The sequence below is a fragment of the Algoriphagus lutimaris genome (genome assembly GCF_017051705.1).
GTDB classification, from domain to species: Bacteria; Bacteroidota; Bacteroidia; order Cytophagales; family Cyclobacteriaceae; genus Algoriphagus; species Algoriphagus lutimaris.
The window spans coordinates 588,901-604,262 of the sequence record NZ_JAFIDJ010000002.1; the positions used below are offsets into that span (position 1 = coordinate 588,901).

A 15,362-nucleotide genomic window follows, 5' to 3' on the forward strand; every position below is an offset into this window, starting at 1 on the left:
CAAACCATAAACATGTAGGAAGCAGATCGCCTCAAAATAAAAAGCATTTTTTAAGCGATAAATCAATTTTTTATGAAGTTATATTCAATTTATTTCTTGCATTTGACTAAAAATCAACAAGTTCTTAGAGAGTATCATCATTTGATTTTGTAATTTGTTTAAACCAAACAAATTACCACCAACTAGTTAGTAGAAACTAAGCTTTTGAAGGAGTTCAGACCGCTTTCTTTCAGGATTAAAGCTTGTATTAGTTTTTGAGTTTAGTAATTGATTTTTAGGTCATCGGGTCATTTTTCTCAGATCTAAGACATCAGTTTCTACCAACTTGAATTTTAATTTTTAACAAAATGAAGTTGAGTAAAATAGAAGCTTCTGAAATAGCTCAAGTTTATGAAACTTGGTTGAACAGTTATATTTCAGGAGATATAGAAACCTACGATTCCTATTTCGACGATGAATATCATTTTATCGGCTCTACAAATAATGAGGAATATTTATCCCGCAAAGAGACTACTGATTTCTTTCGGAAAACAGCGGACCAACTAGCTGGAAAAACACAGCTTAGAAATAACGAGAAAACTTTTGAGCGACAAGGGGATATCGTATTCATTACACACTTTTTTGATGCCTATTTCTTAAGTGGTACTGAATGGACCTATTACGACCGTTTTCGATGTTCATCTGCCCTACACCATACTGAACGAGGATGGCTTTTTATTTACCAACATTTTTCAACTCCGGATAGTAATGCCGAAGAAGGAGAAACCATAGGATACGATCAGATCAGTGCAGAAAACAAGGAACTCCGGGAAGCAATTAATCGGAGAACCATCGAATTGGAAAATAAAACAAAAGATCTGGAGATACAGAACTCTCTGGAGCGGATAAGAGCGATTGCTATGGGAATGAGCAAGCCTGAAGATCTTTTGGAAATCGCTGAAAGTATTTTCATAGAACTTAAAAAACATGGATTCGAATCGCTCCGAAATACCATGATCAATATTTATCAGGACCAGCATGAATCTTTCCTCAATTATGATTTTTCTCCGAGTTCTGGTAAAACACTTACAACCATCGACTACAAGAGTCACCCCATTACAGAAAATCTTATCAAGGAAACCCGAAGTTCAAAAGACGTATTCTCTGAGTTTCAGGTGAAAGGCAAAAAGCTTCAGGAATGGAGAAATTATAGGAAAGGAATGGGAGAAGCAGACGATCCAGCACTGGATACTACGACTGTTCTCAGCTATTATTTCTATTCCTTCGAAGATGGGTCAATTGGAATTTCCACCTATGAACCCATCAACCAAAATCAATTAGCGGTAATCAAGCTATTCAAAAACACCTTTGAACTAACCTACAAGCGCTATTTGGATCTTCAAAATGCCTTGGCTCAAGCACGTGAGTCACAAATTGAAGCTGCTTTGGAACGCCTCAGAGCCAGAAGTTTATCCATGCAAAAAAGTGATGAACTGGCAGAAGCATCCATTCTTTTGGAAGAAGAAATCAGAAAATTGGGCATTGAAAATTGGGGCTGTGCTTTTCATATCTATGATGAGGAAACTACTGATGGGACTCCCTGGGATTTAGAATGGTTTACTTCTTTTGCTGGATTCCTTCCTTTTTATAAGACTCCTCGCGAAAATGTTTTCCTCAAATACTATGATGAAAGTAAAAAAGGTAATCCCCTCTACATTCAAGAATTTGGTCCAGATGTCATCAAGGAGCATTACGATTACCTCAAATCTATACCTGTTTTAGGAGATGCCTTAACCGAATTACATGATTCCGGAGTACCGCTTCCCGAAAGGCAAATTGACCATGTGGCATTTTTCAACCATGGCCATTTACTGTTTATCACCTATAAGCCTGTACCTGAATCTCATGACATCTTTATTCGATTTGCCAAGGTATTTAATCAGGCATACACCAGGTTTTTGGACTTAGAAAAAGCAGAATTACAGGCTAAGGAAGCAAAATTAGAATCTGCTCTGGAACGCATCAGAGGTCAGGTAGCCTCTATGAGAGAATCTACCGAGCTATTGGAAATCATGGTTTCCATGCGAAAAGAGTTTGTAAATCTTGGACATGAAGCCCATTATTTCTGGCACATGCGATGGCTTCCTGAATCCTATGAAAAAGCTATGACATCAGGGGACGGCACTCAGATTGGGATGGTCATGAGCTTGCCGAGACAGATTCATGGAGATATTCAGGCAGTAGCAGATTGGGAAAAAGGTTCTGACCCTCTTTTTGTACTCGCGATGGAAACAGAGGAAGCGGTTGACTATGTGCACAAAATGATCACCTGGGGAGATTTTGAAAAAGTAGATCCTCAGGCCCCAACGCTCGATGATATCCGTCATATAGGAGGATTGACTTTTGTGATGGCAAGAACCTCACATGGAGAGATCGGTTATAGTCTCCCTGGTTCTATACCTAATCCACCCAAAGAGGGTATGGACACGCTGATACGCTTTGCTAAAGTATTTGACTTAGCCTACCAACGCTTTGAGGATCTGAAAAAAGCAGAGCATCAAACCCGTGAAACCCAAGTTGAATTGGCTTTAGAGAGGGTTAGAAGCCGTAGCATGGCCATGCAGAAAAGTGAGGAGTTGAAAGAAGTCATTCAGGTGGTTTTCGACCAATTTGTCTCATTGGACATCCTAGTGGAGCATACCGGGTTTATTTTGGATTATAAAGACCGAGAAGATATGTTCATTTGGCTGGCTGATAAGAATGGCGTTCCCTCACAAATCACACTTCCTTACTTTGATTGTCCTCACTGGAACAGCTTTTTGGAGACCAAGAAAAATGGAGGCAACTTCTTCACCAACCTGCATACTTTCGAAGAGAAAAACAGATTTTATGAAGACCTCTTTGAGTGGATCCCAGATGCCGCAGAAGGTCTCCGGGAAATCTATTTGTCCTACCCTGGCTTAGCGATTTCTACGGTCTTGCTGGATAACATCGGGCTGTACATCGAAAACTTTGAAAGTAAACCCTATACCCCCCAGGAAAATGCGATTCTCATGCGATTTGGGAAAGTTTTCCAACAGACTTACACACGTTTTCTCGATTTAAAACGAGCAGAAGCTCAGGCAAAAGAAGCACATATTGAATCTTCCTTAGAGAGAGTCCGAGCTCAAACCATGGCGATGCATAATAGCCAGGATATTGGGAAGTGTATTGTGATGATGTTTGAGGAACTCACCGCCTTAGGAGTAAATGAAAAAACCCGCTTTGGTATCGGGATCCTAAACCATGAAAACGAAAACAATCAGCTTTGGACCGCCTCCAAAATTGAAGAGGAATTCAAACTACATATTGGGCATTTGGAAATGTCTTGGCATCCTTTGTTGAAAAGTGCACGGAAGGCATGGAAGGAGCAGATCCCGCTCCATACTTATGTACTGGAGGGAGAAGACTTGCTCAATTATTACAAAATGCTAAACCAAGCTCCTGATTATAAAATCCAAATACCACTAGAAAAACTTCCTACAAGAGAATTCCACTATGGTTTTGTCTTCGAACATGGGTTTTTCTATGCCTTTAGTCCTATCGAATTTCCGGCCGATATAATCCAAATTATTCATCGTTTCAGTTCTCTTTTCGGTCAAACCTACCGACGGTATCTAGACCTAAAAAGAGCAGAAGCACAAGCCAGGGAGGCACAAATAAATTTAGGCGTAGAACGGGTAAGGGCCAAGGCATTGGCCATGCATAATTCATCGCAGATCCTGGAGGTAGTTGATGTTTTGAAAAATGAGATGCTTGGCTTGGAAATTTCAGGGGTGGTTGCAGCAACGATTTATCTAAAAGAAGAAGAGGATTTTATCCGGATGTGGGACCTTACTTCTGTCCAAGATACAGCAGATGGTTTTCAGGTTACTTTGGACTTGAAATTCAATTTATCAGAAACCCATCCTGAGTTCTTTGTTCGAAAAATATGGAATAATATAGCAAAGTATTTTGTAGAAAAGCAGGATCCAAATGACATGGCCATCACGATCGATTGGCTGAAACAATATAATGCAGAGGAGGCGGATAATGTAGCTGAATTTTTATCAACCAACACTTTTGAATACTTACTCCATCCCACTGTAAAATTAGCAAATGGGAAAATGTCGGTTGACATTTTGAATACTTCTCCTCCGGCCGAAATGGAATCCATAATGGTGAAAATGGGAGCTGCTTTTGATCTAGCATATAAGCGATTCCAGGACTTACAGAAAGCAGAAGCTCAAGTAAGGGAAGCCAAAATTGAGGCCGCTTTGGAAAAAATAAGATCCCGTACCATGGCCATGCAGCATAGTGATGAGCTTCCTGAGGCTGCAAATGTCTTATTCAATGAAGTAAGAAAATTGGGTATTCCCGCCTGGAGTTGCGGATATAATATTTTATCAGAGGACCTTGAGTCCTCCATGTGTTGGATGAGTAGTGAAAATGAAATTCAAACTCCTTTTCGGTTGCCGCTTACCGAACATGAAAGTATGCTTCCTTGGCACCAGGCTATCGTGAATCAGGAAGAGTTTTTTGTTTACGAGCAAGGAGGTGAAGATTTGGTAGAGCACTACCGGTATTTGGGCGAGCTTCCCGAGCTGAAGCCAGTTTTAGAACAATTTGATGCAGCAGGTATTTCCCTACCTACTTTCCAGGTGAATCATCTGGGATGCTTTACACATGGTTTTTTATTGTTCATTACCTACGAACGGGTACCTGAAGCCCATGGTATTTTCAAGCGATTTACCAAAGTTTTCGAGCAAACTTATACCCGTTTCCTTGACCTGCAACAAAAAGAGGAGCAGGGCAAAAAACTGATAGCAGAAAAACAAAGATTGGAACGGGCATTAAAGGATCTACAGGCTACCCAGGCTCAACTCATCCAATCTGAAAAAATGGCCTCCCTCGGTGAACTTACCGCCGGGATAGCCCATGAGATTCAGAACCCTCTAAACTTTGTGAATAACTTCTCTGAAGTAAGCAGCGAAATGTTTGAGGAATTGATGGAGGAAATTGAAAATGGAGATATGGAAGAGGTGAAAGCTATTTCCGCAGATATCAAAGAGAACCTCAGCAAAATTAATCATCACGGCAAGCGGGCTGATTCTATTGTGAAAAGCATGCTGGATCATAGTAGATCAAGCTCCGGTGAAAAAAATCCCACCGACTTCAATGCTTTGGCAGATGAGTTTTTACGCCTCTCCTATCATGGAATCCGTGCCAAAGACAAAAGTTTCAATTCAGAATTTAAGCTGGACTTAGACCCCAAGCTTCCGAAGGTAAATATCATCGCAAAAGATATGGGAAGAGTGATTTTGAACTTGGTAAACAATGCTTTCTATGCAGTCAATGAAAAAGCGAAATCGTCAAATGGGGAATATCATCCCGAGGTGATATTAAGTAGTAAAAAGATTCTTTATGGAATCGAATTATCTGTAAAAGACAATGGGAATGGAATTCCGGAAACAGCAAAGGAAAAAATCTTCCAGCCATTTTTTACTACCAAGCCAACTGGCTCAGGAACAGGCCTGGGATTGTCTTTGAGCTATGATATCGTCAAAGCTCATGGAGGGGATTTTAGAGTCAAAAGTGTAGTGGGAGAAGGAACGGAAATGACCCTCTTTTTACCAATAGACCCAGAAAACAAATGAAAACGGAGGCCCAATTAAAAGCGGAAATTGAAAGACTCCAGCGCTCGATGGAAAAGCAAGCAATAGAGTTGGAATCTAAAAATCGAGAGTTGGAGATTGAGGCTGCTTTGGAGCGAGTACGATCCAGGACTATGGATATGCACCAAAGCAATGAATTATTGGACACAGCTAAAATTTTATTTCACCAGTTTCAAGAACTGGGCATTGGACTCCATGTTTGTGGTTTTGGTATTCCAGATAAAGATAAACCCACTGGAATACAATATTTATCAATTGGCGGCACTGAATTTCCGGAACCAGTTCCAATACGTTTTGATAAAGACCCCTATTTAATGAAAGCATATGAAGACTGGAAACTGGGTAAAACACACTTAATCTTTGATATTCAGGGAGAAGAATTAGAAAACCACCTAGCTGGTAATGCAGACCAATTCAAAGATCTGGAAAGTGCAGATATCTTGGCAAAACAGGCTGCAAAATATTCAAAGGGTCAAGCACAACAACCTCAGCGTTTAGTAGTCCATCACGCTTTCTTTAAACATGGTATTTTGTTTTTAACCAATGACAGGCCGATTGAAAATATAGAAATACTCGTCAGGTTTGCCAAAGTATTCGACCAAACCTACACCCGCTTCCTAGACCTTCAAAAAGCCGAAGCGCAGGCTAGGGAAGCACAAATAGAAGCCGGATTAGAAAGAGTCCGTGCGGCCTCCATGGCCATGCATAAAAGTGAAGAACTAAGTCAGGTCGTTGCGGTCATTTATGAAGAAATAAATAGACTTGGTTTTACTGACTGGGGTTGCTCAATCATTATTTGTGATATCCAAGCAAGTGTCATGCGATACTGGTATGCTGAGACCAACATGCCACATTTAGAAGGTTTTTGTAATGTGCCATTGACTAACAAAATTGCTAAAAAGACATGGGACTTATGGCAATCAGGTATTCCTCAATTTGATATTAACCTCCTTGGAAAGGAAAAAGAGGACTACACCTCCTTTATGCTAAATAATACCGACTATAATCAGATGCTTCCTGAGGAGGTTAAGAAAGGCTGGCTTAAACCCAAGGATATTTACTTATCCTATTTCACATTGAAATTTGGAATGCTTGAGTTTGTGGATATAAAACCACTTAACCGAGAAAATTACCCGGCCTACGAGCGTTTTGCTAAAGTCTTCGAACAAACCTATACCCGCTTCCTAGACCTTCAAAAAGCCGAAGCGCAAGCTAGGGAAGCACAAATAGAAGCCGGATTAGAAAGAGTCCGTGCGGCCTCCATGGCCATGCATAAAAGTGAAGAACTCGTTGACGTGGTTCGGGTGCTAGATCGAGAACAAATCGCGCTAGGTATCGAATTTAATGGTTCACAAATCATCACCGACTTTTCAAATATTAACGAAGGTCTTAATAGTTGGTTCGCACGTGAAGGGCAAGGATACCTTAATAAATTCCATATTCCATTTTCTGAGGAGTACTTCAGGATTTTAACCCATCCAACGGAAGATGGTCTCCCGTTTTACACTGAAAAATATTCGAAAGAAGAAAAAAACAAGTTTTTCAGGTGGTTATTTAAGTATTCCGATTTTAAAATTATACCAAAGGAGAGACAGGAATTTGTGTATCAAACACCTGGCTGGGTAAGAGCTGTCGTGCGATCAAAGAACTCTATCCTGGTACTTCAACGGTTCAGTCTCACTGAGTTCACAAAAGAAGAAGAGGAAATTTTTAAACGCTTCGGCAAAGTATTCGAACAAGCCTACACACGCTTCCTTGATCTAAAAAAGGCAGAAGCACAGGCTAGAGAGGCACAGATTGAAGTGGCATTAGAGCGGGTACGTGCTAGAACCATGGCAATGCATAAAAGTGATGAACTAACAGATACCGCTTCACAAATATATGTAGAGCTGGAATCCTTGGGTATAAAACCACTTGCATTTGGGTTTAATATTTGGGTTTCAGGCAAACCTATTGCAGAAGCCTGGTCATGTGCAGGTTCGCCTGATATTATGTGGAAAATGAATGTTCCCCACAATATCGACCCCTACCTTAAAAAAATATATAAAGGGAAAAATTCAGGTGCAGATCTATTTTCAGAAACTGTCAAGGGGAAAGCCTTGAAAAAACATTTTGAATACATGAAGACGATAATGAGTCAGGGAGAATTATCTGACGATTCATCTGACCTTTTGTTTCATTTACCGGAATCCATGTATATGAATGCAGCCTATTTTAAACAAGGTTATTTGCTTTTGACGACCCTATTTAAAAATGAGGAAGTAAAATCAATACTGGTAAAATTTGCCAAAGTATTCGAACAGACTTACACCCGCTTCCTTGATCTGCAAAAGGCAGAAGCGCAAACAAGGGAAGCGGAGATTGAGGCTGCATTGGAGCGAGTTAGATCTAGGTCAATGGCCATGCATCAAACAAATGAATTGAATGAAGTATCAATGGTTCTTTATGAGGAATTGATAAAACTAGGATTTCAGTTTGTTTCTTGTGGGTTCGAAATTATTCTTGAAAAGGAGCAGATATTAAAAGTTTGGAATCATGATTTTAACCAAGGACAGTTATCGCATTTCCAAATGCCACTTAAAGGAGATAATACCCTTAAAATGCGTTATGAGGCATGGAAAGATAGAAAGGCAATATTTCTACAAGAACTGAAAGGCATTGCACTCAATGACCACCTTAGACTGGGTGCACCTGAAAATGTGAAGTATGAAGAAAATCTGATTTCCTTATTCAATTTTCCAGACCCAGCATATTTCTGCCTTGCGAATTTTTCAAAAGGTTGTCTCCATGTTATTGGAAATAGCCAAATCCAAATTAATCATCAGAAGATTCTTATTCGCTTCGCTACTGTATTCGAACAGGCTTACACTCGTTTCCTTGACCTCCAAAAAGCTGAAGCACAGGCAAGGGAAGCACAAATCGAGGCTGCTTTAGAAAGAGTCCGAAGCAGGACTATGGCCATGCAAAAAAGTGAGGAGCTTACAGAGGTAGCTGGGTTACTTTTCAATCAGGTGAGTAAAATGGGCATTAAAGTTTGGACTGCAGGTTTTAATGTATGGAGTAAAGACAATAACTATTATACTGACTATGTCACGAGTCCTCAGGGAGAATTTATCAAACCCTATAAGCTAGATACGCAGCAGAATCCGGTTTTAAAAGAAATAAGTGATGCTCGGAAAAGTGGGGTCGACTATTTTATGCAATATGCTGAAGGGGAGGACCTTAAGCAGATGTATCTGACACTTACTCGATTTATGGACGAAAAACAATATGAAATCATGCTGAAGGAAGGAAATCATTTGCCATCCCATCAGTATAACCATTTTGTATTTGGCCAAGAGGTAAGTTTGATGTTTGTTTTATTTGAAGCTGTACCAGAAGCACAGGAAATTTTCCGAAGATTTGGTCAGGTTTTCGAACAAACCTACACCCGTTTCCTAGATCTCCAAAAAGCGGAAACCCAGGCGAGAGAGGCGCAGATTGAAGTAGCTCTTGAAAAGATACGTAACCGAACACTTTTGATGAAAGACAGTGCTGAACTGAATGAAACAGTATCTGTCTTTTTTCAGCAGTTTGATTTATTAGAATTATTGCCAAAGGAAGCAAGAACCTATTTCAGCCATGTTGATACGAATACAGATACAGTTCAAGTCTGGATGACTCACGCAGATGGACGGGTCATGTCGGGAAGTCATTTTACACCATTGAACCAATCTGCACAATTAAAGGCATTTTACTCGAAATGGAAGAAAGACAGAGGAATAATTAATATCCGTATCTATCAGGAAGAAGAATTAGCAAACTATATGGCATTCCTAGCTACCCTGCCCCACGTGGCTAAGGATGAAGATTATCAAAAACTATTTAAATCTCCGCCTGATCAAATTGTGATGACAGATGCCGGTTTTTTGCAAGGATTCCTCGGTATCATGAGTTTTGAACCTTTGAAAAAGGAAGCCCTTGAAATTCTTTCCCGTTTTGCCAAAGCATTCGAATTTACCTACACCCGCTTCCTTGACCTCCAAAAAGCCGAAGCCCAGGCAAGAGAAGCGGAGATAGAAGCCGGTTTAGAACGGGTTCGATCCGCTTCAATGGCCATGCATCGCAGTGAAGAGCTTGAGAAAGTGGTAGAGGTAACATTTCGTCAACTTCAAAATTTAAGACTTCCCATAGATGGTTGTCAATTAATCACCTTTGAAGATCAATCAAAGGACTTTCATTTTTGGTCAGCTACACCGGACATGATTTATCCGACTCGTTTGAATATCCCTTATTTTGACCATCCATTATTCTCAAATTTTTGGGAAGCTCGAGATAGAGGAGACACTTTCATAAGCTTTGATTTAACGAGGCAAGAAACCCTGGATTTTTATAATCACTTGTACGATAAAACAAATCTCGGAATATCTGTGACGAAAGAAAGGTGGGAAAGAATTCAATCCATAGAACATGGATTTAAAACCTCCTGGGGTATTCAGAAAAACACGGGTCTTTGGGTTTTCAATTTTACTAATCACCAATTCACAGAAGAAGAGAATTCATTAATTGATCGCTTCGCCAGAGTCTTCGAACAAACCTATACCCGTTTTCTAGATCTACAAAAAGCGGAAGTTCAAGCTAGAGAAGCGGAGATTGAGGCAGCCCTTGAGCGGGTCAGGTCTAAAGCCATGGCCATGCACAATACCAGTGATCTTGCAAATGCCAATAGTGTAGTCTTTAATGAATTAAATTCATTAGGAATCACTCCTTTGAGATCTGGGATAGGATTGATTGAGGCGGAAACTAAGCAGGGAACTATGTATGCCACAGTTCGATCTGATCAAGGGAACAATCTGCTATTAATTGGGGAAATATCTCTGCAGGGAAATGAAGTTTTAGAATCAATATTCGATCATTGGAATAAGAAGAAGATCTATTGTCCAAAGCTAAATGGAAAGGAATTACAGCAATATTACGATCTTATTCTTGCAAGCTACGGTGACTTGCCGAAACCAAAATTTTCAAAAAATGAAGTACAATACGGGTACTTCCTCCCTTTCAAGCATGGTTGTTTTTATGCCTGGACTCAAGAACCATTTAGCGAGGATAAGCTAAAGACAATTCAGCGGTTTGTAAGCGTCATTGACCTAACCTACAATAGATACTTCGACCTTCAAAAAGCGGAAGCTCAGGCTAGAGAAGCTGAAATTCAATTAGCTTTAGAAAGAGTGCGTGCTCGAACTATGGCCATGCAGCGAAGTGATGAATTAAAAGAGGTGGTAGCGGAAGTATTTGAAAAACTTTCAGAGCTGGATTTTGGTCTGAAAAATGGGGCAGCAATAATTCATATTTTCAACGATGATTCAAAAGATCATATAGAATGGATTGCCGACCCTTCTCAAATTTTTCCCAAAGGCCTCGAAATGCCCTTTTTCGAAAATCCCTTACGTTCAGATATTTTTAATGCCTGGCAAAGCGGGTTAAACTATTACTCTAAAGAATATTCCAAAGAAATAAAAGATGATTTTTTTGCCTTTACCTTTCAACATACTGATTATAAGAATATTGACAAAAAAATAAAGGAGGTAATTCAAAAAACTGGAAAATACTCGTATACAATTGCTTTTGGAAAAAATACTGCCATAGGAATCCCTGATACAACAGGTAGATTATTTACAGCTCAGGAAGAAGAAATTTTAACTCGCTTTGCCAAGGTCTTCGAACAAACCTATACCCGCTTTCTTGACCTCCAAAAAGCGGAAGCACAGGCAAGGGAAGCACAGATTGAGGCGGCTTTGGAGCGAGTACGAAGCCAGTCAATGGCAATGCAACATTCCGGTGAACTGAATTTAATTCTTGCCAAGGTTTTTGAAGAATTAACCAATCTGGAATTACAGATGGAGCGTGCTGTGATATGGATTTATTATCCAGAAAACAAATCTGTTCGTTGGTGGGCAGCCAATCCAGAAGCAGAAAGTGGAACAGACAGCTTTTTAATTACCAATCAGGATCATCCGGTTTATCTGGAATATTGGAAATGCTGGGAAGAAAAAAGGACAAAAAACCTTTACATTTTGGAGGGGGAAAACATGGTAAGCTGGTGCGATGTACTTTTCAATGAAATGGAATTGGGAAGACTACCCATGGAAGTACAAGAAGCAATGAGAGCTCCTGAAAAAGTCTATTTATACAATACGTTTAATGATTTTGGAGTCCTATTTCTTGCCTGCATCGAACCTTTGTCTGATGACAAATTTTCTGTTCTGGAACGATTTGGAAAGGTATTCGATCAATCCTACACACGTTTCAAAGACATCAAACAAGCTGAAGCTCGTGAAAAGGAAGCAATCAAACAGTCTTCTTTAGATCGCGTCAGAGCAGAAATCGCCTCCATGCGAAAAACGGAAGATTTGCAACGGATTACCCCTTTGATTTGGAGAGAGCTTTTGACACTAGGGGTTCCTTTCTTCCGATGCGGCTTAATGATTATAAATGAAAAAGAGGAAAAAGTCCATTTTTATTTATCTACTCCTGATGGGAAACCTTTAGCGGCCCTGAATTTAGATTATGAAAGTAATGAGGTCAGTTCCAACGGGGTAAAACATTGGAAAAAACAGCAGCCCTACATTGCCCATTGGAACAAAGAGGAGTTTTTAGCTTTTACTAATACCTTACTGGAACAACAGCAAATAGAAAATTCCATTACCTATCAGGGAGGCGAGGAACCACCGGAATCCTTAACCCTCCAATTTATTCCATTTCCCCAAGGAATGTTGTATGTGGGAAGTACAGCAGATTTAACTTCGGTTCAAATAGATCTGGTTCAAAATTTAGCAGACGCCTTTTCTGTTGCCTATGCCCGGTATGAAGATTTCAAGCAATTGGAGGATGCAAAATCCAAGATTGAGTATACCCTCAGCGAACTCAAATCCACCCAAGCCCAACTGATCCAATCCGAAAAGATGGCCTCTCTTGGAGAGCTTACTGCAGGAATTGCCCATGAGATTCAAAACCCATTGAATTTTGTCAACAACTTCTCGGAGGTCAGTGACGAGTTGGTCGATGAGATGAATGAGGAATTAGAAAATGGGGATATAGAAGAAGCGAAAGCAATCGGCAAAGACCTAAAAGAAAACTTAAGCAAGATCAACCTTCATGGAAAGCGTGCCGATGCTATCGTCAAAGGAATGCTGGAGCATAGTCGGGCAAATAAAGGCGAAAAAGCTCCAACAGATTTAAATGCTTTAGTCGATGAATTTGTGCGACTTTCCTTCCATGGACTTCGTGCAAAAGACAAGAGCTTTAATGCAGATTTCAAATTAGATCTTGACCCTAATTTGCCAAAAGTAAATTTAGTGGCTTCCGATATCGGTCGGGTAATTTTAAATCTAGTAAACAACGCTTTTTACGCAGTTCATGAAAAAGCTAAGACTGTAAACGCAGACTCCGATTATAAACCAATCGTAACTGTAAGCAGCACCTACTCCCCCCTAGCAGGGGAGCAAGGGGGGGTCGTCGAGCTCTCCGTCCAAGACAACGGTCCTGGCATCCCCGACTCCATCAAAGAAAAAATCTTCCAGCCTTTCTTTACCACCAAGCCGACAGGGTCCGGAACAGGATTGGGATTATCACTGAGCTATGATATTGTGAAGGCGCATGGAGGGGAAATAATTGTGAAATCATCTGCAGAAAAAGGAACAGTTTTCATTTTAACCCTACCTATCAAATGAGGCTCCTTTTAATCATATCATTTTTTGTAGGCCTAGTTAACTCTAGTCAAAGTCAAGGATTTACTGAAGAATATCGAAACTTCGGAATATATAACGAGCTAAGAGCTGCCACGGAAGACACTACTAAAGTAAATGTTTATATACAACTATCTAACTTCCATAAGTTTAGCAGGCCCGATTCCGGTATTTTCTATGCCTCTAAAGCATTAGTCTTATCGCGATCTATCAATTTTGTTTTGGGAGAAGTAAAAGCTTTACACCAGTTAAGCCTCAGCTATCAAACCCTGGGTGACTTTACAAAGGCACTTCGAATATGCTCTGAAGGACTAAGAATTGGTGAGGATTTGAATGAAAATACCATGAAGGCCAAATTCATTATGAACCAAGGCAATAATAGCACAATGCTAGGAAACTTCGAAGAAGCTATAAGGCTACTTCATACCGCCAATGATTTATTTCAAGAAGCAAATGATCAAAATTTCATTTCTATAAACCATTCATTATTAGCTAGAGCATTCTTAGGAAACCAAAAAATAGATTCTGCATTTCATTATGGATATAAGTCAAAAGTTTTGGCAGAAGAGCTTCAAGTATCTTGGGTTTTGGTTCAACCCTATAATGAATTAGGAAAAGCTCATAGCCAAATTGGTAATTTCGATTCTGCCATCTATTATCTCAAAAAATCTTTCTCACAATTCCATTCAGAATCACAATCCGGCGAAGCTAGAATCCTTCTTGATATAGCAAAAGTTTTCAAAGTGAAAAATGAACTGGATTCAAGTCTTTACTATGCAATAGAGTCCTTGACTAAAGCAACTGAAAATATGCTATTTGTTGGAATGAAAGATGGGAGCAAATTTTTGGTAGAGTTTTATCAGGATTCAGACCCAAAGAAAGCTTTGGTTTATAGTAAACAAGCACTCTCTGCATCTGATAGTCTGGCGAAAATGCTGAATATGTCTGCATTCTCAGACTTTAACGATTACGATGAACAACAAAGAAAATATGAGTTAGAAGTCGCTAAAAAGGAGTATCAGTCGAAACTAAACCGAAATATTTTTCTGGGAAGTACTTTCACTTTTCTAATCATTGGCTTTTTTCTGATCAGAAATAACAGACAAAAGCAAAAAGCAAAAGTCCAAATTGAAGGAGCTTACAACCAACTCAAATCCACCCAAGCCCAGCTGATTCAGTCCGAAAAAATGGCCAGTCTGGGTGAACTCACCGCAGGCATTGCGCATGAGATTCAGAATCCACTCAACTTCGTCAACAACTTTTCCGAGGTAAGCACAGAGCTAGTGGATGAAATGAAAGAGGAGTTGGCAGCTGGCAGTGTACAGTTTGCAGTGGAGATCGCCGATGATCTCAAACAGAACTTAGAGAAAATCACCCTCCACGGCAAACGGGCAGATGCCATCGTAAAGGGTATGCTCGAGCATAGCAAAAGAGGCTCAGGTCAGAAGCAACCTACTTATCTCAACGTGTTGGCAGATGAATTCCTTCGCTTGAGTTACCAATCCTTTTTAGCAAAAGAACCTGATTTCAAATGTGAATTAAAAACAGACCTAGCTCCTGATCTTCCACAGGTTTCGGTAATTCCTCAGGATATAGGTAAAGTTCTTCTCAACCTGATGAATAATGCTTTTTACGCCATTAATGAAAAGACAAAATTAGGAAAGACAGACTCCGATTATAAACCAATCGTAACCGTAAGCAGCACTTACTCCCCCCTAGCAGGGGGGCAAGGGGGGTTCGTCGAGCTCTCCGTCCAAGACAACGGCTCTGGTATCCCCGACTCCATCAAAGAAAAAATCTTCCAGCCTTTCTTTACCTCCAAACCAACAGGTTCGGGGACAGGATTGGGATTGTCTTTGAGCTATGATATAGTGAAAGCACATGGAGGGGAGATAAGGGTAGAAAGCGAAGAAGGTGAGGGAACAACCTTTATAATTTCCTTACCTTTTAAAATCAATCAATAATC

At 40.1% G+C, this 15,362-nt stretch carries 3 protein-coding genes; all 3 read left to right on the plus strand.

Going from position 1 to position 15,362, the window contains the following annotated elements; genetic code table 11:
• Positions 1–347: 347 nt before the first annotated feature.
• From JYB62_RS13370 to JYB62_RS19895, 3 genes are read left to right on the plus strand one after another with little or no spacing between them, the layout of a single operon-like run.
• The gene (locus JYB62_RS13370) at positions 348–5,654 is read left to right on the plus strand and encodes an ATP-binding protein (protein ID WP_205645930.1); all 5,307 of its coding nucleotides are present in this window, start codon (positions 348–350) and stop codon (positions 5,652–5,654) included.
• Complete coding sequence (locus JYB62_RS13375) at positions 5,651–13,381, plus strand: sensor histidine kinase (RefSeq protein WP_205646672.1); 7,731 nt, start codon at positions 5,651–5,653, stop codon at positions 13,379–13,381. Before JYB62_RS13370 ends, JYB62_RS13375 begins: the two co-directional genes overlap by 4 nt.
• On the plus strand, positions 13,378–15,360 hold the full coding sequence (locus JYB62_RS19895; RefSeq protein WP_243431580.1) for an ATP-binding protein: 1,983 nt from the start codon (positions 13,378–13,380) through the stop codon (positions 15,358–15,360). The genes JYB62_RS13375 and JYB62_RS19895 overlap by 4 nt, the downstream gene beginning before the upstream one ends.
• Positions 15,361–15,362 lie beyond the last annotated feature (2 nt).